The organism is Janthinobacterium sp. KBS0711, from assembly GCF_000988085.1.
Taxonomy (GTDB): Bacteria; Pseudomonadota; Gammaproteobacteria; order Burkholderiales; family Burkholderiaceae_D; genus Janthinobacterium; species Janthinobacterium lividum_E.
The window spans coordinates 473522-495745 of record NZ_LBCO01000024.1 but is presented as its reverse complement, the minus strand read 5'-3'; the positions used below and the strand labels follow the sequence as shown (position 1 = coordinate 495745).

Genomic DNA, 22224 nt, shown 5'->3' with positions numbered 1-22224 from the left:
GTCTCCTCCGGTATGCGTGCAATCCGTATCGGGCTTGGGCGAACTGGCCTGGCCGCTGCTTTATGTGCACCACCTGTGTGCCATCTTGCTGCGTATTTCTTATTAAAACGCGTCGCCGGGAACGCGCACCGTTCCTTCCATCAGCACGCGCGCGCTGCGGCTCATGATGGCCTTGGTGACGCTCCAGACGCCATCGGCCAGCACCGCTTCCGCGCCCACCGTCAGGGTGCCGGACGGGTGGCCGAAACGCACCGAGTTGCGGGGACCGCCGCCGGCCGCCAGGTTGACCCGGGTGCCGGAAATGGCCGCCGCCGTGCCGATGGCGACAGCGGCCGTGCCCATCATGGCGTGGTGCAGCTTGCCCATGGACAGGGCGCGCACCAGCAGGTCGATATCGCCCGCTTCCACCGTTTTCCCGCTGGACGAAACGTAGCTGGCCGGCCTGGCGACAAATGCCACCTTCGGCGTGTGCTGGCGCTTCGCCGCTTCATCGAGGTGGGAAATCAAACCCATGCGCAGCGCGCCATGCGCGCGGATGGTCTCGAAGCGGGCCAGCGCGGCCGGATCGCCATTGATGGCGTCCTGCAGCTCCGTGCCCGTGTAGCCGATGGCGTCCGCGTCGACAAAAATCGTCGGGATGCCGGCGTTGATCATCGTGACTTTCAACACGCCGATGCCGGGCACGTCGAGGTCATCGACGAGGTTACCGGTAGGGAACATCGCGCCACCGCCCCCCTCTTCCTCCGCGGCCGGGTCGAGAAATTCCAGCTTCACTTCGGCGGCCGGGAAGGTCACGCCATCGAGTTCGAAGTCGCCCGTTTCCTGTACTTCGCCATTTGTCATGGGGACGTGGGCGATGATGGTCTTGCCGATATTGGCTTGCCAGATGCGCACCGTGGCGATGCCGTTTGCCGGCACGCGGGCGGCGTCCACCAGCCCGCTGGCAATGGCGAACGAGCCGACGGCGGCCGACAGGTTGCCGCAGTTGCCGCTCCAGTCGACAAACGGCTTGTCGATGGAAACCTGGCCGAACAGGTAATCGACGTCGTGTTCCGGCTTCGTGCTTTTCGCCAGGATCACCGTCTTGCTGGTGCTCGACGTGGCGCCGCCCATGCCGTCGATCTGCTTGCCGTAGGGGTCGGGGCTGCCGATCACGCGCAGCAGCAGCGCATCGCGCGCCGCACCGGGCACTTGCGCGCTGGCGGGCAAATCCTGCAGACGGAAGAACACGCCCTTGCTGGTGCCGCCGCGCATGTAGGTGGCGGGGATTTTGATTTGGGGGGTGTGGGTCATGTCACTCCTGAAAAGTGGTAGGTCGGATTAGCGGGGCATCGCCACGCGTAATCCGACACATTGTTGGCGGGTTTTTCACACATAACGTCGGATTACGCTGCGCTAATCCGACCTACCCGTCAGGCTGCCTTGGACGACTCGAGGAAATCCTGCGCAAACCGTTGCAGCACGCCGCCGGCCTCATAGATCGACACCTCTTCCGCCGTATCGAGGCGGCAGGTGACGGACACTTCGACCGTTTCGCCGTTCTTGCGGTGGATGACGAGAGTCAGAGTGGAGCGCGGCGTGCGCTCGCCGACGACGTCATAGGTTTCGCTGCCGTCCAGGCCCAGGGTCTTGCGGTTCACGCCAGCCAGGAACTCCAGCGGCAAGACGCCCATGCCCACCAGGTTGGTGCGGTGGATGCGCTCGAAGCCTTCGGCCACGATGGCTTCCACGCCGGCCAGGCGCACGCCCTTGGCGGCCCAGTCGCGCGAGGAACCCTGGCCATAGTCGGCGCCGGCGATGATGATCAATGGCTGCTTGCGCTCCATGTACACCTCGATGGCTTCCCACATGCGCGAGATGGTGCCTTCCGGTTCAATGCGCGTGAGCGAACCCGCCTTCACTTTACCGTCCTCGATGACCATCTCGTTTTTCAGGGTCGGGTTGGCAAACGTGGCGCGCTGCGCCGTCAAATGGTCGCCCCGGTGCGTGGCGTAGGAATTGAAGTCTTCCTCGGGCAAGCCCATTTTTGCCAGGTATTCGCCTGCCGCGCTATCGAGCATGATGGCGTTCGATGGCGACAGATGGTCGGTCGTGATGTTGTCGCCCAGCACAGCCAGCGGACGCATGCCTTTCAATGGGCGCGCGCCAGCGAGCGCGCCTTCCCAGTATGGTGGACGGCGGATATACGTCGTCTGCGGACGCCAGTCGTACAGGGGGCTGACCTTGATGCCGTCGTCCGCCTGCGCGGCAAACATCGGAATGTACACCTTGCGGAACTGCTCCGGCTTGACGCTGGACGCGACGATGGCGTCGATTTCCTCGTCCGATGGCCAGATATCCTTGAGCAAAATCGGCTTGCCGTCCGCATCAATCCCCAGCACATCCTTCTCGATATCGAAGCGGATGGTGCCGGCAATCGCATACGCCACCACCAGCGGCGGCGAGGCGAGGAAAGCCTGTTTCGCGTACGGGTGGATGCGGCCATCGAAGTTGCGGTTGCCCGACAAAACGGCCGTGGCGTATAGGTCGCGCGACACCACTTCATCCTGGATCACGGGGTCGAGCGCGCCCGACATGCCATTGCACGAGGTGCAGGCGAACGCCACGACGCCAAAGCCCAATGTTTCGAGCTCCGGCATCAGGCCCGCCTCCTGCAGATACAGTTCCACGGTCTTCGAGCCTGGCGCCAGCGACGATTTCACCCAAGGTTTACGCGTGAGGCCCAGGCGGTTCGCATTGCGCGCGATCAGCCCGGCCGCGATCATGTTGCGCGGATTGTTCGTATTGGTGCAGCTGGTAATGGCCGCGATGATGACGGCGCCGTCCGGCATCTTGCCCGGCTCGTTTTCCACCACGCCGGAAATGCCGCGCGCGGCCAGTTCCGACGTCGGCACTCTGTTGTGCGGGTTCGACGGCCCGGCGATATTGCGCACGACGGACGACAGGTCGAAGCTCAGGACGCGCTCGTACTGGGCGTCGACCAGGCTGTCGGCCCACAGGCCGGTCTCTTTGGCGTACAGCTCCACCAGTTTTACCAGTTCGTCGTCGCGGCCCGTCAGTTTCAGATACTTGATGGTTTGCGCGTCGATGTAGAACATCGCGGCCGTGGCGCCAAATTCCGGCGCCATGTTGGAAATCGTGGCGCGGTCGCCCAGGGTCAGGTGCGAGGCGCCTTCACCAAAAAATTCCAGGTAGGACGAGACGACCTTCTGCTTGCGCAAAAACTCCGTCAGCGCCAGCACGGTGTCCGTGGCCGTGATGCCCGGCTGCGGTTTACCCGTCAGCTTGACGCCGATGATGTCGGGCAAACGCATCCACGAGGCACGGCCCAGCATCACGCTTTCCGCTTCCAGGCCGCCTACGCCGATGGCGATCACGCCCAGCGCGTCAACCATCGGCGTATGCGAATCCGTGCCGACCAGGGTGTCGGGATAGGCCACGCCGTCCTGCACCTGGATCACGGGCGACATGCGCTCGAGGTTGATCTGATGCAGGATGCCATTGCCCGGCGGGATCACGTCGACGTTTTTAAACGCCTTCTTGGTCCAGTCGATGAAGTCGAAACGGTCTTCGTTGCGGCGGTCTTCGATGGCGCGGTTCTTGGCGAAGGCGTCGGGATCGAAACCGCCGCATTCGACGGCCAGCGAATGGTCGACTACCAGCTGCGTGGGCACCACGGGGTTGACCAGGGCCGGGTCGCCGCCCTGGGCCGCGATGGCGTCGCGCAAGCCGGCCAGGTCGACCAGGGCCGTCTGGCCCAGGATGTCATGGCAGACGACGCGCGCGGGGAACCACGGGAAATCGAGGTCGCGGCGGCGTTCAATGAACTGGCTCAGCGAGGCGTTCAGGGTGGCCGGGTCGCAGCGGCGCACGAGGTTTTCGGCCAGCACGCGCGAGGTGTAGGGCAAGGTGGCGTAGGCGCCTGGCTGGATCGCATCGACGGCGGCACGCGTGTCGAAGTAGTCTAGCTGGGTGCCCGGCAAGCGCTTGCGGTGCAGGGTATTCATCGGCGTAGTCATTGCAGTGCTCATTATTTGCGGTCCTTGATCGGCACGAATTCCAGGTCTTCCGGGCCGACATAGTTGGCGCTCGGGCGGATGATCTTGTTGTCGATGCGCTGTTCGATGATGTGGGCGGCCCAGCCCGAGGTGCGCGAGATGACGAACAGCGGCGTAAACATCGCCGTCGGCACGCCCATCATGTGGTAGGACACGGCCGAGAACCAGTCCAGATTCGGGAACATGTTCTTGATTTCCCACATGACCGATTCCAGGCGCTCTGCGATGTCGAACATTTTCGTGGAACCGGCTTCCAGCGACAGATTGCGCGCCACTTCCTTGATGACCACGTTGCGCGGATCGGAAATCGTGTAGACGGGGTGGCCGAAGCCGATCACTACTTCCTTGTTGGCCACGCGCTCGCGGATGTCCGCTTCCGCTTCGTCGGGGTTGTCGTAGCGTTTCTGGATCTCCAGCGCCACTTCATTCGCGCCGCCGTGTTTCGGGCCGCGCAGCGCGCCGATGGCGCCCGTGATGGCCGAGTGGATGTCCGACCCCGTGCCGGCGATCACGCGGCTGGTGAAGGTCGAGGCATTGAATTCGTGTTCCGCGTACAGGATCAGCGACGTATGCATGGCTTTTTCCCACGACGCCGACGGTTTTTCGCCATGCAGCAGGTGCAGGAAGTGGCCGCCGATCGAGTCGTCGTCCGTTTCCACTTCGATGCGCTTGCCGTTATGGCTGTAGTGGTACCAGTACAGCAGCATGGAGCCGAACGACGCCATCAGGCGGTCGGCGATGTCGCGCGCGCCCGGCGCATTATGGTCGTCTTTTTCCGGCAGGGTGCAGCCCAGCACGGACACGCCCGTGCGCATCACGTCCATCGGGTGGGCGGCGGCCGGCAGCGCTTCCAGCGCCAGTTTCACGGCCGACGGCAAGCCGCGCAAGGATTTCAACTTGGCCTTGTAGCCTTTCAATTCCGCGGAAGTGGGCAGCTTGCCGTGCACCAGCAGGTAGGCGATTTCCTCGAACTCGCAGCTGTCGGCCACGTCCAGGATGTCATAGCCGCGGTAGTGCAAATCGTTGCCGGTCTTGCCGACCGAGCACAGCGCCGTGTTGCCGGCGGTGACGCCGGACAGGGCGACGGATTTTTTAGGCTTGAAAGTGGCGGCTTGCGGTGCGGTCATTGTGTTCTCCAAAAATTGACTAGTCTCGGTTGCATCACTGCGGGGCCGGCATGCGGCCCCTGCTTCTGTTTATTTCTTTTGCGCGGCGAACAGCGCGTCAAGTTTCTGTTCAAAGTCGTGGTAATTAATCGATTCATACAGCTCCATGCGCGTCTGCATGGTGTCGAGCACATTCTTTTGCGTGCCGTCGCGGCGCAGCGCCTGGTACACGTTTTCCGCCGCCTTGTTCATGGCGCGGAAGGCCGACAACGGGTACAGCGCCAGGCCCACGTGGGCGCTGCGCAATTCGTCCAGGGTGAACAGCGGCGTGGAACCGAATTCCGTGATGTTGGCCAAAATCGGCACATTGACGGCCTTGGCGAAGGTAGCGTACATATCCAGGTCCGTGATGGCTTCCGGGAAGATCATGTCGGCGCCCGCCTCGACGCAGGCGATGGCGCGCTCGAGCGCCGATTCCAGGCCATCGACGGCCAGCGCATCGGTGCGCGCCATGATGACGAAGTTCGGGTCCGTGCGCGCATCGACGGCCGCCTTGATGCGGTCGACCATCTCTTCCTTGCTCACGATTTCCTTGCCCGGACGGTGGCCGCAGCGCTTGGCGCCCACCTGGTCTTCGATGTGCAGGCCGGCCGCGCCGAACTTGATCATCGATTTCACCGTGCGCGCCACGTTGAAGGCGGATGCACCGAAGCCCGTGTCGGCGTCGACCAGCAGCGGCAGGTCGCACACGTCGGTGATGCGGCGGATGTCGGTCAGCACGTCGTCCAGGCTGGAAATGCCCAGGTCGGGCAAGCCCAGCGAGCCGGCCGCGACACCGCCGCCGGACAGGTAGATGGCCTTGTAACCGGCGCGCTTGGCCAGCAAGGCGTGGTTGGCGTTGATGGCGCCGACGACTTGCAATGGGGATTCTTCCTGGACGGCCTTGCGGAATGCGGCACCTGCGGAGTATTGAGTCATGTGTTCACCTTATGGGTTTCGGATGGTCCCGAATGTTTCACGGAGTGGCTATGAGCATCGGCATTGCAAATGCCGTGCCAGGACCCTTCAGGCTGTGCGAAAACCGTCAGATGCAGAGTGAAAAGGCAGGCAAACGGCCACGAGGCCACGCACCGTGCGCTGTGGTGCAGCGGAACAGCGATGTCACGTTTGACGTCAAAAACGTTTCACCATTGTTTCATATAATTCATTTTGAAACATTGAATGAAACATGCAACACACAGGAAGGCAGCCGAGATGAAAGCCAAGGTTGGCAAGACGCGCAATAAAAACAGCCGGCGGGCGCCGGCTGAGCTGAGTTATGCAACTGATACAACTGATGCTGCAAGGGCAAACTAGGCCAGCCGCACCAGCGGATTGGCGATGATGTTGTCGATCTGGCGCACGGCTTCTTCGCAGGCGGCGGCAATGGCGCCCTCCTCGTCGTCGCGCACGAACTGCATGGTCGAGCCTTCGAACACTTCCAGGCCTTCCGCCGTGGCGCGTTCGATGTCGCAGCTGGCCGACCATTTGCCGTCGGTGGTGGGCACGGCCAGGGGAACGATTTCCCAGCCTTTATAGTGAATTTTAGAACTGCTATTCATGGGGTGCCTCCTTGGTGACTGACTCAATACTGGAAATCGTAGCATGAAGCGAGACTGGCAGCGACGTGTTTCACGCGCCGGCCGCAGCCAGGCGCACTTTCGGGCTAAACGATTTACGCTGGCTCAAGGGCGCAACAGATTATCCACTTCCGTCCTGGCCACTTCCAGGCCCGCCGTGCAAGCCGTCTCGGGCGCCGCGTAGCCGCCCAGGGTGCGGCTGCGCGTGATCGCCTGTGCGTCCGGCTCGCCTTCGCGCTGCAGACGGTAGGTAAAATCCCATAAGTCGTCGTTATCCTTTTGCGGGGTCACGGAAATCGTAAAACCGCGGTACTGTTCGCTGCGTGCAGTGATATCGTTCATGAATTCCTCCTTGGAAGAATGAGGTTAGCACGCGGCAAGACACAGGGTGCGCACGGTAGTCGCGCGCCTGGCTCGTTCGCTTATCTGTTTTTCGCATGTTAAATGTTAATTTTCAACATTTTTTGAACGAACTCTGGCGATATAATGTTATTCCCTGCCCGTCCACTGCCGCCGTGATGACCCCACAAATCCAAGCTTTCTTCGACCCCGCCACCGCCACCGTCACCTATGTCGTGTATGAGGCCGATGGCCGCGACTGCGCCATCATCGATTCCGTACTCGACTACGATCCGAAGGCGGCCCGCACTTCGACCGCTTCGGCCGACAAGGTGATCGCCTTCGTGCGCGAACACGGCTTGCAATGCCGCTGGCTGCTGGAAACCCACGCGCACGCCGACCACCTGTCCGCCGCGCCCTATTTGCAGCAGCAGCTGGGCGGCGACGTGGCCATCGGCGCCGCCATCCAGACGGTGCAGCAGGCGTTCGCGGCCGTCTACCACCAGGATGGCGCCAGGGCCGACGGCTCGCAGTTCGACCAGCTGTTCGCGCCCGACCAGGTATTTCATATCGGCAAGCTGGAAGTGCGCGCCCTGCACGTGCCCGGCCACACGCCGGCCGACCTGGCGTACCAGATCGGCGACGCCGTATTTGTCGGCGACACCCTGTTCATGCCGGACGTGGGCTCGGCCCGCTGCGATTTTCCCGGCGGCTCCGCCGCCCTGCTGTACCGCTCCGCGCAGCGCTTGCTGTCGCTGCCGCCGCAGACGCGGCTGTTCATGTGCCACGACTACCCGCCCAACGGCCGCGAGGCGCGCTGGGAAGTGACGGTGGCAGAACAGCGCGCCAGAAATATCCACCTGCGCGACGGCATCACGGAAGCACAATTCGTGGCCATGCGCACCAGCCGCGACGCCACCCTCGACATGCCGACCCTGATCCTGCCCGCCATCCAGGTCAACATCAACGCGGGCAAGCTGCCCGAGCCGGAAGACAACGGCGTGCGCTACCTCAAAATACCGCTCAATGCGATCTAGCCTGGCGATGTAGTTTCTTTCAGTTCACATGGCGTCAGACGCAACAGCACAATGCACATGCGGCGTCTTCCGCCATGCCATATCCCTCAGTACCATGTGGTGACCCTATTCGAGGATCCGCCACGCCATGCATACACCGTCAACATCCGCACCACCCGAGCAGCAGGCCATCACGCGACCCGTGCGCGGCGCGCTTGCCAGCCTGTCGCTGGCCATGCTGCTGCCAGCGCTGGGCACCAGCATCGCCAACGCGGGCTTGCCCGACATGGCCAGGGCTCTGCATGCACCGTTCCAGGACGTGCAATGGATCGTGCTGGCCTACCTGCTGGCCATCACGGCCCTGATCGTCAGCGTGGGCCGCCTCGGCGACATGGTCGGCCGGCGCCGCCTGCTGCTGGCCGGCATCGCACTGTTTGCCGTCGCCTCCATCCTGTGCGCGCTGGCGCCCACCTTGTGGCTGCTGGTCGCCGCGCGCGCCCTGCAGGGCCTGGGCGCTTCCGTCATGATGGCGCTGACCATGGCCTTTGTCGGCAGCACCGTGCCCAAGGCCAGGACGGGCAGCGCCATGGGGCTGCTCGGCACCATGTCCGCCGTCGGCACCACGCTGGGCCCCGCGCTGGGCGGCCTGCTGATCGCGCGCTTCGGCTGGCAAGCCATTTTCCTCGTCAACGTGCCGCTGGCCGGCGTGGCACTGCTGCTGGCCTGGCGCTACCTGCCGGCGGACCAGCGCGGCGCCAATGCCAAACGGCCTGTGTTCGACCACCGCGGCACCGTGCTGCTGGCGCTGACCCTGGTCGCCTATGCGCTGGCCATGACGCTGGGCCGCGGCGATTTCGGCGCGCGCAACGTGGGGCTGCTGCTGGCCGCCTGCGTGGGCGCCATCCTGTTCGTCCGCGTTGAACTGAAGGCGCCGGCGCCGCTGATACGCTTGGCCATGCTGCGCGCGCCCGTGCTCGGCGCGGGCCTGGCGACCAGCATGCTGGTCTCGACGGTCATGATGTCCACCCTGGTGGTCGGTCCCTTCTATCTGGCGCGCGGCCTGGGCCTGGGCACGGCCGCCACCGGCATGGTGCTGGCGGCCGGGCCGCTGGTGGCGGCGTTCTGCGGCGTGCCATCCGGCTGGCTGGTGGACCGCTATGGCCCGCAGCGCATGGGCGGCGCGGGCCTGTGCGGCGCGGCCGTCGCCTGCCTGGCGCTGGCCCTCTTGCCCGCCAGCCTGGGCATTCCCGGCTACGTCGCCCCGATCATGCTGCTGACGGCCAGCTACGCGCTGTTCCAGGCAGCCAACAATACGGCCGTGATGGTCGATATCGCTCCCGAGCAGCGCGGCGTCATCTCCGGCATGCTCAATCTGTCGCGCAATCTGGGGCTCGTCACGGGCGCCTCCGTGATGGGCGCCGTCTTCGCTGCCGGCGCCAGCGATATCGCCAGCGCCCGGCCAGCCGCCATGATCGTCGGCATGCACGCCACCTTTGGCGTGGCCAGCGCACTGATACTCGCCGCGCTGGCGATTTTCGTGCTCGGCCGCGCCATGAACAAGGCTGGAAAGCCCGCATGATGCCGCGGCGGCATCAACCCCCGTTGATCTGGCCCGCGCAGGCGTCGACCACGCAGCCGCGCAGCCAGCGGTGGGCGGGGTCGGCATCCATGCGCGGATGCCACATCAGCGAGACAGTCAGCTCGGGCATGCGCAGCGGCAGCGCAAAGGTGAACATGCCGGCGCGCAGATTGCCCGTATGCCGTTCCGGCACGGTGGCGATCAGGTCGGAGCCGGCGGCCAGCGCCAACGCAGCCGTAAAGCCGCCGACGATGCTGGCGATCGTGCGCTGCAATCCCAGCGCGGCCAGCGCGTCGTCCATCAGCCCCGTATCCTGGTCGCGCCGCGCCACCAGCACGTGCTGACCGGCCGCATAGCGCTCGGCGCTGATCTCGCCTTGCGCCAGCGGATGGCCGCTGCGCACGACGCCCACGAAACGGTCGCCGAACAGCCTGCGCGTGCGCACTTCCGGGCTGGTGAGACTGCCGATGACGCCCGTTTCCAGGTCGATGCTGCCCTCGCGCAGCTGCACGCTTTCGCGGTCGGGCTTTTGCACGAAACGCAGACGCACGCCAGGCGCCTGCGCGCCGATATGCGCGAGCAGCGCAGGACCGAAATTTTCCACGAAGCCGTCGCTCGAACGCAGCGTGAACGTTTGCGCCAGCTGGCGCGGGTCCAATGCCTGCGCCGGTCCCAGCACGGCCAGCACCTCGCCCAACAGGGGCCCCACTCGTTCGCGCAACTCCAGCGCGCGCGGCGTGGGCACCAGCTCACGCCCGGCGCGCACCAGCAGCGGATCGCCCGTCGTCTCGCGCAGCCGCGCCAGGGCGCGGCTCATGGCCGATGGACTCAAACGCAAGCGCCGCGCCGCGCGCGTGACGCTGCCTTCGGCCAGCAGGACATCGAGCGTGATCAACAGGTTCAGGTCGGGTAGCGACATTGGCGCTTACTCGCCCTGCTCCGGCGCGCGGCCGATCTCGCCGTCGATATTGGCCAGGAACCAGGCCAGCGACGACATCAGCGCCACGTTGCGCTTGAGGTTTTCCGGGTCGACCTTGTCCAGGGTGTCGGCCGGCGTATGGTGGTAGTGGAAGTAGCTGTGGCTGTCGACCAGCGGCTCGAAGCTGGGCACACCGCCCGTTTCCAGGCGGTGCAAATCGCCCGTGCCCAGCGCGTCGCGGCGCGTGAACGCGTGCGCGCCCATCGGCTGCAGGGCGGCCAGCAAAGGCGTAAACAGTTTTTCCGCCTTCGCTCCCACGCTGGCCTTGATGCCGAACGGGCGGCCCGCGCCGCTATCCATCTCGATGGCCGCATATTGCTTGCCGAGCGCCTGCTTGTGGGCTTCGAAATAGGCCTGGCCGCCACGCCCGCCGTTTTCCTCGTTCATCCAGGCGATCACGCGGATGGTGCGGCGCGGGCGGTAATCAAGCTTTTTCAGGGTTTCCACCACGCCCATGGCCGCCACCACGCCGGCGCCGTCGTCGTGCGCGCCCGTCGCCAGGTCCCAGGAATCGAGGTGGCCCGAGACCACCACCACTTCGTCGGCCTTGTCCGTGCCCGGCCAGTCGGCGATCACATTGTAGCTGTCCGCTTCCGGCAGGGTTTGCGGCGTCAGGGTCAGGTGCATTTTCAAGGGGCCGCGCGCGGCCAGGCGAGCGATCAGCAAGGCGTCTTCCACGGTGACGGCGGCGGCCGGTATGCGTTTATTCTCATCGAGACCCGTGGCGCCCGCATGCGGGATGCGGAAGTTCGCGCCGCCAACCGAGCGCACCAGCGCGGCGGCGGCGCCCAGGTCGGCCGCCGCCTTCGGCCCGAGGAAACGCGAGCGCGAACCCTGGCCATAGGTGACGCCCGCCAAGCCACGCTCGGCCATCTCCTGGTCGAACGGTGTGTCGATCAGCACGATGGCTCCCTTCACTTCCGGCGCGCGCGCCTTGAGTTCTTCCAGACTCTTGACGATGATCACGGGCGCCGTCAGGCCGGCGGCCGGCGTCGCGCCCGAGCCGCCCAGGGCTGTGAGCACCACACGCTGCGACACGCCCTGCGGACGGCCGGCATAGTCGACGATTTCCGCCGTTTCCACGCCGCGCACCCAATGCGGCACTTTCACGGGCTGCAGGGTGACCTTGGCGCCCAGCTGGCGCATGGTGTCGGCCACCTGCTGCACGGCGGCGGCCGCGCCAGCGGAACCGGACAGGCGCGGGCCGATCAGATCCGTCATGTCGGCCAGGCGGGCGTAGGCCCAGTCGCTTTGCAGCGCCGTGTCGCGCACCTGCGCCAGCGCTTGCGGCGTATTGCCCGGCGCGGCAGCAAAGGCGCCGGCGCTGACGATGCAGCCAAGGGCAAGGGATAAAGCGGAACGGCGCAGTGGCGCGCCAGCCAGGATGCTATGCATGTATTCAAATCCAGTCAACGAGGTCGAAGCGGGTACGCCGTGGCCATGGGCAAGGCGCGACTTTTTCTACGATAGCGTATTTATTCTGTCATTGCAGCAACTTTTACGGGATCGATTGCCTGTTTCCCCCGGAGTCGATTACCATCAAGATCGTGATCGCTACCGGAAACCGACATGCTCAAGGGAACCCTCTGTACCGTCCGGCATTTGCAGGCCGCCGACCTGAATACCTATATCTCCCTCGTCAACGACCTGCCATCGCGCGGCGAGTTTTTCTCGATGCAATTCAAGTCGCCCGAAGCCATGCGGCGCGACTTCCTGCAATCGGGCTTCGTCACCGAGGACAGCGAATTGTTCCTCATCGAAGATCACTCACAGCACATCATCGGCACGATCACGCACTTCAAGAGCCGCACGCCAGCCTCGCGCGAAATCGGCTACCGCCTGTTCGACCGGCAGCGGGACGGGCGCGGCTACATCAGCGAAGCGACGCGCCTGGTGGTCGACTACCTGTTCAGCGCCTATCCGTATCACCGGCTGGAGCTGCTGATGGACCCGCTGAACATCGGCTCCGAGCGCATCGCGCAAAAGAACGGCTTTACCCAGGAAGGCTTGATACGCCAGGCCTTTTTTATCAATGGCGTGATGCGCGATGCCAAAATGTACAGCTTGCTACGCCCCGAATGGCAGGCGCGCCGGCGCTGACTTGTTACGGCCGGGGCAGGATTGTAATAAGTTGTATTAGACGTGGAACAAGCTTGCGGCAGCAGATATAGTCCATTTCATGCAGATCATTGTGATCTCGCCGGAATGGAAGGAAATGCCATGTTGAACAAGAAACTCCTGGGTGCGGTAATGGTAGCGGCAGTGGCTGTGTCTTCGGCCGCAGTTGCCGGTGACCGCGACTTCAATACCGTTGCAGGCGCCGTTGTCGGAGCGGCCATTGGCAACAGCACCGGCGGGCGCAATGGCGCGATCGTCGGTGGCGTGCTGGGCGCCGCCGTCGGCAACAGCATCAGCACGAATGACCGCTATTACGACCGTGGCGGCTATCGCGGCGGCTACCGCGAAACTTATTACGCGCCTGCGCCGCAACCGGTGTACTACGCCCCGGCGCCGCAGCCCGTGTATTACGCGCCGCCACCGCGCTACTACGGCCCGCCGGCTGTCGTCTACGTGCAACCGGGCCGCGGCTACTACCGTGATTATGACCGTCGCGACTACTATGACCGTGGCCACGGTCATGGCCACGGTCACGGCTGGGGCCATCGCCGTTAAGCACCGCCCTGCACTGCACCATGAAAAACCTGCGCCAGCCTGCTGCCGCAGGTTTTTTTGCGAAATAGGCAAGGTATCGCTCCCGCATGATTTCGGCTAAGCTGTGTCCTATGATCAACATTGCTGGCCGCCTGGACCGCAACAACCGATGCATTTAATCAAAGACGGGCTCGACTTCGGCCCCTGGCTCGACGCCGCCGCCGGCACCAGCGTGGGCGCCGGCCCCATGCCGCGCCGCGAGAACCAGGACAATTTCCTGCTGATCGATGCCAGCGGCCACGCCGTCTGCCTGTCGCAGCAGGCGCCATTCCACTGCCAGGTGCCTGGCTGGCCGCGCGGCCATGTGCGCGCCGCCGTGCTCGACGGCATGGGCGGCCACGGCCATGGACGCGAAGCGGCGGAAGCAGCCGTGCAAGGCTTGCTGGCCATGCCCGCCTGCCTCGACACGGCCAGCCTGGCAGCCAGGCTCGACCAGTTGCACACGCGCTTGCAAGACAGTTTCGCGGGGGCCGAGCCAGCCCAGGCGCGACCGCCCGGCACCACCCTGACCTTGCTGGAAGTGCCGCCCGGCGAAGCGCCGCTGCTGTATCACGTGGGCGATTCGCGCCTGTATGAAATTGCCAACGGGGTGGCCAGCATCCTCACCGTCGACCACGTGCCGGCCACCGTGTACGCCATGCGCGGCGCGCTCGACGAGACGCGCTGGCGGGCCGCCGTGCATGGCGAACATCATCCGCAAATCTCGCAGGCCTTTATTTTAGGCAACGCCATCAGCGACAGCTTGCAGCTCGACAAGCCCCTGCGCGGCCTCGATGCGGCCACCTTGCCGCCCTTCCTCGCGCACCTGGGCGACCGCCGCGTGCTGCGCGTGCGGCCCGGCGCCCACTATCTGCTGGCCAGCGACGGCTTCTGGGCGTGCGACGATCCGCTCGCCCTCACGGCCCGCTGGCCCGCCCTGTGCGCCGGCAAGACTGCGGCGCAGGCCGTCAGCGCCGTGTTCGACGACTTCCTCTACCAGCCGCCAAAAGGCTTGCATAGCGACAACATTACCATGCTGGCGCTGCGCTTCGATGCGGAGTTCACCGTCCCAGGCGGCTAGCGGCCAGGTAGCCGGCCGTTGCCGACATGGCCGACAGCACGGCGCCCCAGGCCATGTCGATCGCCGTCAAGGCCAGCGGCCAGTCGCGCAAGGTCGCATAGTTACTCAAATCATAAGTGCCATAGGCGAGCAGCCCGAGCAGCGCACCCAGCGCCGCCGCCGTGCGCCCGCGGCGCGCCCGCAAGCCGGGCAAGATGGCGAACACCACCAGCCCCGCCACGTACAGCAGGTAAAACAGCACGGCCGGCGCCCAGCGTGGCGTGTCCGCCAGCAACGGCCCCAGCGCCGCGGCGTACACGGGTTTCATCAGCACAGCCAGCCACAGGGCGTCGATGACGAGAAATACGCACAGGGTGGCGCCATAGGCAATGGCAAGCTGGAGCGGGCGTTGCACGGGCATGGTCATCTTTCGGCGTCAGGCGGCATGTGGGGGATAACAGTTGCGCCAGCATAATGCAAAACCCCGCCACGCTCACGACGGCCGGTATAAATCGAACCATGCCCACTCGCTGGTGGTGCCGGGCGAATACCTGGAAGTCATCGTCAGCAAACGGCGCGGCTGAACGCAGCCGCATATCGATAGCAAAATAACATATCCAGAAAGATATAAAATGTTTTTTTGAGCAATAGTTTCCGTAACATGTATGGCAAGATGTGACCAAGGGCATGAATTTGGGCAAAAAGAGCGCATTCCGGTGTCGCGAAAGTTGCCAAGCAGGCGCAAAAGCGCGTAAGCTCTCATGTATAACAGAGGGCAGAATGTCCCCGCTCGATTCGAGTCAGAATGTCATGAAAAAATGCAGCAACCCGGAGCACCCGCACTGTACGTTCTGGGTCTTGCCTGGGGAAACAGTCTGCGCGGGCAACCACCCGCAAGCAACGACTGCCTCCAGCAGCTACGACCTGTTGACCGCACTGCGCAGCGCCCGTTCCGAGCCATCGGCAACGGCGCTTCCGCACGCCCCTGCACATGATTCTGATATGCGCGATGCTGTTATTCGTGATGCCGTTATTCGCGATGCCGCCATTCAAACGGTAAGCCGCTCTGTACCCGCCTCCGCCGCCACCCCGGCCTTCACGCCAGCGCCCGTTGCGCCGCCAACGGTACCGCCCGCTTACCAGCCCGTGCAAGCCCACCTGCACATCAGCGGCTTCGATCCGCGCGCGGCAGGCGGACGGCAAACCCTGAAGATGGAGTTGCGCGGCATGAGCGCCGCCTGCGCGCCGCAGCTGACCTTGCGCCTGCGCTCGGACCTGATCCCCCGCGGGCACGTGCAGCATGATTTCGTGCGCACCACGCGCGGCGACTGGCGTCCCGTGTTTGTCGAGTTTTCCTCGCGCAACAAGGAACACGGGCAATACCAGATCGAAGTGGAAGTGCACAGCCACGTCGATGGCGCCGTGGCGCAGAAATGGGTGTGCACGTTTGTCATCCTCGTGCCGCGCCGCGACGCCACCCTGACGGAAATCCACCAGATCTTCCTCAGCACGCACAAGAACGTGCGCGTGATGGCCGACGACGCTTCGATCGCCCGCGTGACGGGCGGCGACGGCTGCAACCTCGACGTCACGGCGCGCAATGCCGGCATCGCCCACGTGGATCTGTCTGCGCCGCAAGGCAAGATCGACATGGGATTTACCACGATTGCCTGGGACGAGGAGTTGATCGAAGTCGACCTGCCCGCCGCCAGCCACTGCCATCCGCACCCAAGCCAGGCCGCCTGTCTCGTCAATGCGGCGCCGGAAGCGGGCGAACAGCGCCAGATCCGCCTGTTCGCGCTGGAGGAATGCATGCTGGGCCGCTTCGAACTGGTGGACCCGGAAGCCGATGTCTTGCTCAGCCATTTCAGCCCCGACGGCCAGGACAACAATGGCTTGACGCGCCGCCTGTCGGGCCGCCACGCCATCATCCGGCGCAGCCAGCAAGGTTTTGAAATCGAGGACGTGTCGCGCTATGGCCTGCTGCTCGACGGCGTGTGGCCAGGCAAGCACAAGCCCGTGCCCCTGCGCCTGGGCATGCGCATCGAATTGTCTGCCAGCATCAAGGGCATCGTCGTGCTCAGCGTCACGGCCCTGCTCGCGCATGGCGTGATCCTGCACCGCATCGATCACGGCGCCCGCGCCGAATGCTTTTATTTACTGCTGCCCGACACCCAGCCCACGCCGGCAAGCCACCTTGCCACGCCGCAAGCCAGCTGCCTTCCCGTACTCTTCCACCGCAACGGCGGTTTCTGGCACCTGGACACGGCCAGCGGCAAGGAAACCGCACTGGCCCCCGCCACCGCGCTCGACAAGCTCAGCGGCTTCGCGCGGCACAACCGCTTCGCCAGCGAACCGTATCCGGAATGCTGGATCATCCGCACCGAAGGCGCGGCGCTGTGCGACAGCACAACCATGCAAACTGCCTGATACAGCACCTCCTGACACCTGACCGCTAGCGCGGTACCAGCACCAGGAAAATCAGCGACAAGCCAATAATGAACACCGCTTCAAGCGAAAACACGAGGGCGGGAATCTGCAATTCGCGCGGGATTTTCATGATGACACCTCTTCAAAACGTCAAACTGCTTTCAGCATAGCGCGCCCTGCGCCAATTACATTATCAGTCGCACAACATAATTGACCCACCGGCATGCGTTGCCGAGTCCGCTGGCCACGCCCTCCCGACACACAATTTAACAAATTATCAGCAGATATTCTGCAAATAGCACCCCTCTACGCCCTTGCATACTGTATATTCATCCAGTTAATATCCCCTGCATTTCACACAACGCCACGCATGGCGTTTTACATTTTCTATGGCTTCCAACAAAGCGCATCATGCGACCGGTTGGGCTGCCGGCGTGATCGCCGCGGCCCTGGTCGCGCACGCTGGCGCCGGTGGTCCCTACCAAGTGCTGAGCCTGCTCGCCTTTGTCATGGGCGCGCTGGGCGGCACGGCGCCGGACTGGCTGGAAGTGGCCTGGTGGGCGCGCACGCACAAGCTGTGGATCACGCACCGCACATGGACGCACTGGGGCCTGGCCTGGATCGCCCTGCTCGTCTACACGTATCTGCAATTGCCGCACCACCTGTGGGCGCCGCCCCTGTTCGGCTTTGCCGCCGGCGGCATCATGCATCTGCTGGCGGACTGGCCCAATCCGCTGGGCGTGCCGTGGATTTTCCGCCGCCACTCGCTGCGCTGGTGGAAAAGCGGGCGCCACGACATCATTGTCATCATCGCGGCCTGGCTGGCCGCCACCATCGTGGCCGACCACGTGTTTTTTGACGGCATCCACTGGCAGCGAAGCGTGCTGGCGCTGGACAGCCTGCTGCACTGGTCCGCCACTGCCCTGCAGCAAGCCTGGGCGGATCTGCAACAGTGGCAGGAGCGCTGGCGCCTCGGTGGCTGACGCCGATTGACGGAGGCCGCATGGCAATGTGATAATGAGTATCATTCTCAAACAGCCCAGCCAGCCGGCACCCCCGCGTTCCGTCAGCCCAGCTCTTCCCTTGCCTGGAGAACGCAGTGATTACCGTCAGTCCCACCCATGCCAATCACCTGAGCACCCTGTACAGCGAGCATCACGGCTGGCTGTATGGCTGGCTGCGCGGCAAGCTGGGCAACCGCGCCGAGGCGGCCGACCTGGCACAGGACACGTTCCTGCGCCTGCTGGGCAAGCGCGAGGTGACGCCGCTGGCGCCCCTGCGCGAACCGCGCGGCTACCTGGCGACCATCGCGCGCGGCTTGCTGATCGACCGCTACCGCCGCCAGGCGCTGGAACACGCCTACCTGGAAGCGCTGGCGCAGCAAGCCGAACCGGCGTCAATCTGCGCCGAAACGCATGCCATCATCATCGAAACCCTGCTGGCCATCGATCGCCTGCTCGACCGCCTGGGCGCACGCACGCGGGCCATCTTCCTGCTGGCGCAGATCGAAGAGCTCAGCTATGTGGAGATCAGCCGGCGCCTGGGCGTATCCTTGCCCACCGTGAAAAAACACCTGGTGCGCGCCTACACGGAATGCCTGATGCTGGCGGCCGCATGATGTTCGGCACATCGTCGTCCAATCCTATCGCCCGCAGCATCCTGGCCGCCGCCGCCCACTGGCACGTGGAACTCCGGTGCGGCAGCGCCGATCCGGCCGCCCTGCAGGCATGGCGCGACGCCAGCGCCGAACATGAACGGGCCTGGGACCTGCTGCAACGCATGGACGGCCAGCTGGGCGCGATACCGGCAGCGCTGGCGATTCCTGCCCTGCGGGCGGCGCAGCAGCGCCGGCGCGCCGCCGCGAAAGTGCTGGCCCTGCTGGTGGCGGCCGGCGGCGGCATCGCGCTGGGCCAGGCGGGCCTGCAATCCGCCCCATGGCAAGCCCTGACGGCGTCCTTGCGCACGGCGCCGGGCCAGCGCCGCCACGTAACCCTGGCCGATGGCGGGCGCATGGAAATGAATACGGATAGCGCCGTGGATGTCGCTTACAGCGCCACGCACCGCCGCATCCGCCTGCACCATGGCGAAATCATGATCACGACGGCGTCCGATGCCCGCCCCTTCCTCGTCGACACGCCGCACGGCGTGATCCGCGCGCTCGGTACGCGCTTCGGCGTGCGCTGCGATGCCGACGGCAGCACGGTCAGCGTCTTCGAACACGCCGTGGAAGTGCGCTGCGCTGCGCGTCCGGACGCCGTGCGCCGCCTGGAAGCGGGACAGCAGCTGCGTTTCAGCGACACTGGCGCGGATGACGTGCTGGCCATGCCGGCGCACCAGGACAGCTGGCTGCGCGGCATGCTGGTGGCAGCCGACTGGCCCCTGCAAAAACTGGTCACGGAACTGGCGCGCTACCGGCGCGGGCGCCTCGCGTGCGACGCGTCCGTGGCGCGGCGCCCCGTCACGGGCACGTATCGGCTCGACGATATCGACGCCGTGCTGGAAAGCCTGTGCGCCTCGCACGGGCTGCAAGTGACGTACTTCACGCGCTACTGGGCCACGGTGTCGGCCCGGCCTGCATAATTATTTTCAGTTTTTTTGCGCCAGGGGTTGGTGTTTCGCTGCGCTGCTTCGGCTTCCTAGTTAAGTAGTCAATTAAGTAGCCAATCACGTAGCCGATTCATACGCCAATTCTTATCCCTTAGAGCAGAAAGACCGAGCATGCAGCTGACCACCCCCGTCCTCCATCCCGCCGCGCGCGCCATCCGCCTGGCCGTCATCGCCATGGCTTGCGCCGCCCCCGCCGCCTTTGTCGCCGCACCCGCGCTGGCGCAAGGCCAGGCCGCCACTGCCCCGCAAGCCTACGCCGTACCGGCCGGTCCGCTGGCCACCGCCTTGAATGACTTTGCCGTCGCCGCCGGCGTCAGCCTGTCGACCGACCCGGCACAGACGCGGGGATTACGCTCGCCCGGCGTGCGCGGCAGCTTTGGCGTAGCCCAGGGCTTTGCCCAGGTGCTGGCCGGCAGCGGCCTGGAAGCCGTGCAACTGCCGAACGGCGCCTACGTGCTGCGCCAGGCGGCGCCATCGTCCGCAGCGGCGGCCGGCGTGGAAAAGACCATGGCGCCCGTGACGGTCAGCGCCAGCATGGAGCGCGACCCCGTCAGTGAGCACAGCAACTCGTATGCGGCGCGCGCCGTCACCGTCGGCAAGGGCGTGCAAACCCTGCGCGAGATTCCGCTATCCGTCAGCGTCGTCACGCGCCAGAAAATGGACGACCAGAACCTCAACACCATCGACGCCGTGCTGGCCAATACCACCGGCATCACCATGTACGACAGCCCCATGGGCGGGCGTTATGTGTATTCGCGCGGCTTCATGGTCGACACTTACCAGTTCGACGGCGTGAACCGCGCCATGTACTACCCGCAGGCGAACAGCTTTACCAGCAATACGGCCGTGCTGGATCGGGTGGAAATCGTGCGCGGCGCCACGGGCCTGCTGCAGGGCACGGGTTCGCCGGGCGCCGCCATCAACATGGTGCGCAAGCGCCCGCTGGCGGAAAAGCAGGTACAGTTGGCGCTGAGCGCCGGCCGCTGGAACGACGTGCGCGGCGAAGTCGACGTCACCGGTCCGCTGAACGAGTCGGGCAGCATCCGCGGCCGCGCCGTCGCCGCGCACGAGCAGCGCGATTATTTCTATGACGTGGCCGACAGCCGCACCGACGTGCTGTATGGCGTGCTGGAATTCGACCTGGCGCCGGGCAGCAAGCTGACGACGGGCGCCAGCTACGAAAAGCTGCATTCGACGCCCTTCTTTTCCGGCATGGCCCGCTACCGCGATGGCAGTGATCCGAAGCTGCCGCGCGAAACCTTCCTCGGCGCCGACTGGAACCGCTGGAACAGCAAGCAGACGGCCGTCTTCGCCGAATTCGAGCACCGCTTCGACGCCGATTGGCTGTTCAAGGCCAGCGCCAACTACACGCGCGAGCGGCATGACGTGAAATACATGTTCAGTCAGGGCGCGATCAATCCCGCCACCATGGCCGGCATGATGATGTATGGCGGCGTGTTCGACTACGGCAGCACCAACAAGGGCCTCGACCTGTCGCTCGACGGCAAATTCAACGCCTTCGGCCGCCGCCACGGCTTCAGCGCCGGCATCAACACGAACCGCCTGGAAAGCGACAGCGATTTCAGCCTGGCCTTGCTGCAGCAGCCGAACAATCCGCTGCGACCGAATCACGGCGTGGCCGAACCGAGCGACGCCTGGTTCCGCGAAAACAGCTACCGGGGCGATCCCAGCTTGACGAAAATGACGCAGACGGGCGCCTATGGGGTGGCCCGCTTCAGCGTCAGCGATCCGCTCACCGTGGTGGCGGGCGCGCGCGTATCGAACTACAAATGGAGCAGCGTGTACCGCGACACGGGCGAGGTGTACATCGATCCCTACCGCGAAAACGGCGTCGTCACGCCGTATGGCGGCGTGATCTATGCGTTTGACAAGCGCTGGTCCGGCTACGCCAGCGTTTCCGACATCTTCCAGCCGCAAAACCAGCGCACGGCCGAAGGCGCCCTGCTCGACCCGCTCAAGGGCCGCAACCTGGAATTGGGCGTGAAAGGTGAACTCTTCGACGGCAAGGTGAACACCTCGCTGGCGCTGTTCCGCATCGAGCAGCGCAACCGCGCCGAACTCGACCTGGTCAATACCTGCTCCAGCGGCACGGAATGCTATTTCTCGGCGGGCAAGGTGCGCAGCGAAGGCGTCGATGCGGAAATCAGCGGCGAAGTGGCGCCGGGCTGGCAGCTGTTCGCCGGCTACACACTGAACAATTTTAAATATCTGGAGCAGACGTCGAATGCGGGCGTGATGTTCGCCAGCACCTACTCGCCGCGCCACATGCTGCGCGCGTGGAGCGACTACCGCCTGCCCGGCGCCCTGCAAAAGTGGAGCGTGGGCGGCGGCGTGAACTTCCAGACGGAGAGTTCGCGCGTGACGCAGAACATCACGGTGGCGCAAGGCGCGTATGCCTTGTGGAGCGCGCGCGGCGCCTACCAGATCGACCGCAACTGGACGGCGTCGCTGTCCGTGACGAACTTGCTCGACAAGCGCTACTACCAGACGGTGGGTGCGCCGGCCTGGGGCAATTTCTATGGCGAGCCGCGCAAGGCGCAACTGACCTTGCGCGCGCGGTTCTAATCCAGCTTATGCCGAAGGACGCAATGGCGCCTTCGGCAGCGGAATGAATTCCGTCTCGCCAGGCACGCTCCCCATGCGCTGGGCGGTCCAGTCGTCGGCCGCCTGCGACAATCGCTCCTTGCTCGACGAGACGAAGTTCCAGAACAGGAAACGG

22 protein-coding genes are annotated in these 22224 nt (G+C 64.8%); 12 read left to right on the top strand and 10 right to left on the bottom strand.

The genetic code is table 11. The features are described 5' to 3' along the window. Window positions 1-102 precede the first annotated feature (102 nt). The 4 genes from prpF to prpB all read right to left on the bottom strand — a co-directional run bounded on the left by prpF (window position 103) and on the right by prpB (window position 6142). Window positions 103-1293, bottom strand: a complete 1191-nt coding sequence (gene prpF, locus VM94_RS14855) for a 2-methylaconitate cis-trans isomerase PrpF (protein WP_046684124.1) — start codon at window positions 1291-1293, stop codon at window positions 103-105. Window positions 1294-1412: 119 nt separating this feature from the next. Continuing rightward, window positions 1413-4007: a Fe/S-dependent 2-methylisocitrate dehydratase AcnD gene (acnD, locus tag VM94_RS14850; protein WP_046684123.1), complete on the bottom strand. Its 2595-nt coding sequence runs from the start codon at window positions 4005-4007 to the stop codon at window positions 1413-1415. 23 nt (window positions 4008-4030) lie between these two features. Next, window positions 4031-5185 (bottom strand): bifunctional 2-methylcitrate synthase/citrate synthase, encoded by a 1155-nt coding sequence (prpC, locus tag VM94_RS14845; protein WP_046684122.1) that lies wholly within the window; start codon window positions 5183-5185, stop codon window positions 4031-4033. 69 nt (window positions 5186-5254) lie between these two features. Continuing rightward, complete coding sequence (prpB, locus tag VM94_RS14840; protein ID WP_046684121.1) at window positions 5255-6142, bottom strand: methylisocitrate lyase; 888 nt, start codon at window positions 6140-6142, stop codon at window positions 5255-5257. Between the two features lie 50 nt (window positions 6143-6192). On the opposite strand from prpB, the gene VM94_RS28240 reads away from it, so the two are divergent. Beyond that, window positions 6193-6450, top strand: a complete 258-nt coding sequence (locus VM94_RS28240; RefSeq protein WP_138829132.1) for a hypothetical protein — start codon at window positions 6193-6195, stop codon at window positions 6448-6450. Window positions 6451-6516: 66 nt separating this feature from the next. Here VM94_RS28240 and VM94_RS14835 read toward each other — a convergent pair whose 3' ends face one another. Together VM94_RS14835 and VM94_RS14830 are read right to left on the bottom strand one after the other, a co-directional pair. Further along, window positions 6517-6765, bottom strand: coding sequence for a hypothetical protein (locus VM94_RS14835; protein ID WP_034751890.1), 249 nt, complete (start codon window positions 6763-6765; stop codon window positions 6517-6519). Window positions 6766-6888: 123 nt separating this feature from the next. Continuing rightward, complete coding sequence (locus tag VM94_RS14830) at window positions 6889-7125, bottom strand: hypothetical protein (RefSeq protein ID WP_046684120.1); 237 nt, start codon at window positions 7123-7125, stop codon at window positions 6889-6891. Window positions 7126-7301: 176 nt separating this feature from the next. Here VM94_RS14830 and VM94_RS14825 point away from each other — a divergent pair, with 176 nt between their 5' ends. Together VM94_RS14825 and VM94_RS14820 are read left to right on the top strand one after the other, a co-directional pair. Next, the gene (locus tag VM94_RS14825; RefSeq protein WP_046684119.1) at window positions 7302-8159 is read left to right on the top strand and encodes an MBL fold metallo-hydrolase; all 858 of its coding nucleotides are present in this window, start codon (window positions 7302-7304) and stop codon (window positions 8157-8159) included. Window positions 8160-8286: 127 nt separating this feature from the next. Beyond that, window positions 8287-9717, top strand: a complete 1431-nt coding sequence (locus VM94_RS14820) for an MFS transporter (protein ID WP_046684118.1) — start codon at window positions 8287-8289, stop codon at window positions 9715-9717. 13 nt (window positions 9718-9730) lie between these two features. Here VM94_RS14820 and VM94_RS14815 read toward each other — a convergent pair whose 3' ends face one another. After that, window positions 9731-10636, bottom strand: a complete 906-nt coding sequence (locus VM94_RS14815) for a LysR family transcriptional regulator (protein WP_046684117.1) — start codon at window positions 10634-10636, stop codon at window positions 9731-9733. A gap of 6 nt (window positions 10637-10642) precedes the next feature. Then, window positions 10643-12091: a M20/M25/M40 family metallo-hydrolase gene (locus VM94_RS14810; RefSeq protein ID WP_046684116.1), complete on the bottom strand. Its 1449-nt coding sequence runs from the start codon at window positions 12089-12091 to the stop codon at window positions 10643-10645. Window positions 12092-12265: 174 nt separating this feature from the next. On the opposite strand from VM94_RS14810, the gene VM94_RS14805 reads away from it, so the two are divergent. The 3 genes from VM94_RS14805 to VM94_RS14795 all read left to right on the top strand — a co-directional run bounded on the left by VM94_RS14805 (window position 12266) and on the right by VM94_RS14795 (window position 14468). Beyond that, window positions 12266-12796 carry a GNAT family N-acetyltransferase gene (locus VM94_RS14805; RefSeq protein ID WP_046684115.1) on the top strand — a complete coding sequence of 177 codons (531 nt, stop codon included), beginning with the start codon at window positions 12266-12268 and terminating at the stop codon, window positions 12794-12796. A 120-nt stretch (window positions 12797-12916) separates the two neighbouring features. After that, window positions 12917-13369, top strand: a complete 453-nt coding sequence (locus VM94_RS14800) for a glycine zipper 2TM domain-containing protein (RefSeq protein WP_046684114.1) — start codon at window positions 12917-12919, stop codon at window positions 13367-13369. A 148-nt stretch (window positions 13370-13517) separates the two neighbouring features. Next, window positions 13518-14468 (top strand): PP2C family protein-serine/threonine phosphatase, encoded by a 951-nt coding sequence (locus VM94_RS14795; protein WP_046684113.1) that lies wholly within the window; start codon window positions 13518-13520, stop codon window positions 14466-14468. Here VM94_RS14795 and VM94_RS14790 read toward each other — a convergent pair. Beyond that, window positions 14449-14868, bottom strand: a complete 420-nt coding sequence (locus VM94_RS14790) for a DUF2177 family protein (protein WP_046684620.1) — start codon at window positions 14866-14868, stop codon at window positions 14449-14451. The genes VM94_RS14795 and VM94_RS14790 overlap by 20 nt on opposite strands. Window positions 14869-14908: 40 nt before the next feature. Between VM94_RS14790 and VM94_RS29335 the strand changes: the two genes are divergently transcribed. From VM94_RS29335 to VM94_RS14765, 6 genes are all read left to right on the top strand, one after another. Beyond that, window positions 14909-15031, top strand: coding sequence for a hypothetical protein (locus tag VM94_RS29335; RefSeq protein ID WP_260687187.1), 123 nt, complete (start codon window positions 14909-14911; stop codon window positions 15029-15031). A 418-nt stretch (window positions 15032-15449) separates the two neighbouring features. Beyond that, window positions 15450-16877, top strand: a complete 1428-nt coding sequence (locus VM94_RS14785) for an FHA domain-containing protein (RefSeq protein ID WP_235432918.1) — start codon at window positions 15450-15452, stop codon at window positions 16875-16877. A gap of 389 nt (window positions 16878-17266) precedes the next feature. Beyond that, window positions 17267-17860: a metal-dependent hydrolase gene (locus tag VM94_RS14780; protein ID WP_046684111.1), complete on the top strand. Its 594-nt coding sequence runs from the start codon at window positions 17267-17269 to the stop codon at window positions 17858-17860. A gap of 116 nt (window positions 17861-17976) precedes the next feature. After that, on the top strand, window positions 17977-18495 hold the full coding sequence (locus VM94_RS14775; RefSeq protein WP_200899222.1) for a sigma-70 family RNA polymerase sigma factor: 519 nt from the start codon (window positions 17977-17979) through the stop codon (window positions 18493-18495). After that, complete coding sequence (locus tag VM94_RS14770) at window positions 18492-19457, top strand: FecR domain-containing protein (protein ID WP_052755773.1); 966 nt, start codon at window positions 18492-18494, stop codon at window positions 19455-19457. The genes VM94_RS14775 and VM94_RS14770 overlap by 4 nt, the downstream gene beginning before the upstream one ends. 138 nt (window positions 19458-19595) lie before the next feature. Further along, window positions 19596-22070 (top strand): TonB-dependent siderophore receptor, encoded by a 2475-nt coding sequence (locus VM94_RS14765; protein WP_046684110.1) that lies wholly within the window; start codon window positions 19596-19598, stop codon window positions 22068-22070. Window positions 22071-22076: 6 nt separating this feature from the next. On the opposite strand, the gene VM94_RS29045 is transcribed toward VM94_RS14765, so the two are convergent. After that, window positions 22077-22224 (bottom strand): pirin-like C-terminal cupin domain-containing protein (locus tag VM94_RS29045; protein ID WP_046684698.1); only part of this gene is annotated, 148 nt, incomplete at its 5' end.